This is a genomic window from Kitasatospora putterlickiae (assembly GCF_039527695.1).
In the GTDB taxonomy this organism is placed as follows: domain Bacteria; phylum Actinomycetota; class Actinomycetes; order Streptomycetales; family Streptomycetaceae; genus Kitasatospora; species Kitasatospora putterlickiae.
In genome coordinates this window covers 7459-8079 of sequence record NZ_BAAAKJ010000516.1, presented here as the reverse complement: position 1 = coordinate 8079, position 621 = coordinate 7459, and the positions used below count along the sequence as shown (strand labels likewise).

Annotated in this window: 1 protein-coding gene; it reads left to right on the top strand. The window is 76.8% G+C overall.

Going from position 1 to position 621, the window contains the following annotated elements; genetic code table 11:
* A partial coding sequence (locus tag ABD308_RS38440) for an FUSC family protein (protein WP_344345602.1) occupies nucleotides 1-621 on the top strand: 621 nt, incomplete at both ends.

The following is a 621-nucleotide window of genomic DNA, read 5'->3' as shown; positions in this document are numbered from 1 at the left end:
GGCGGCGGCGGGTGTGGCGGGTGTCGCCCGGTGCGGCCCGCTCCGGGGCGCGGCTCGCGCTGTGCGTCGCGGCCGGCGCGGCGGTGACGGCCGCCCTGCCGCTGAGCAAGGACTACTGGGTGCCGATGACGATCGCCTTCGTGCTGAAGCCGGACCTGGGTTCGGTGTTCCTGCGCGCGGTGAGCCGTTCGCTCGGAACGGTGCTGGGGGTGGCGGTGACGGCGGCGGTGCTGGCCCTGGCCGCCGGGTCCGGCCCGTGGGCGCTGGTGGCGGTCGCCGCGCTCTGCGTGGCCCTGCTGCCGTACGCGACGGCGGCGCACTACGGGCTGAACACCGTGGTCATGACGCCGATGGCGCTGGTCCTGCTGCAGTTGGGCGGGCAGGACGGGGTGGCCGAGGTCTGGCCCCGGGTGCTGGACACCGCGCTGGCCAGCGCGGTCGTGCTGCTGTTCGGCTACCTGCTCTGGCCGGAGCGGCCGCGGCACCGGATCGAGCCGCGTCTGCTGACCGCGACGGCGGCGATCAAGGCCTACCTGCGCTCGGTGGCGCGGCCGGACGACCCGCGCCCCGGAGCCGAGGTCTGGCTGCGCCGCACCGCCTACCCCGCGCTGGCCGACGCCC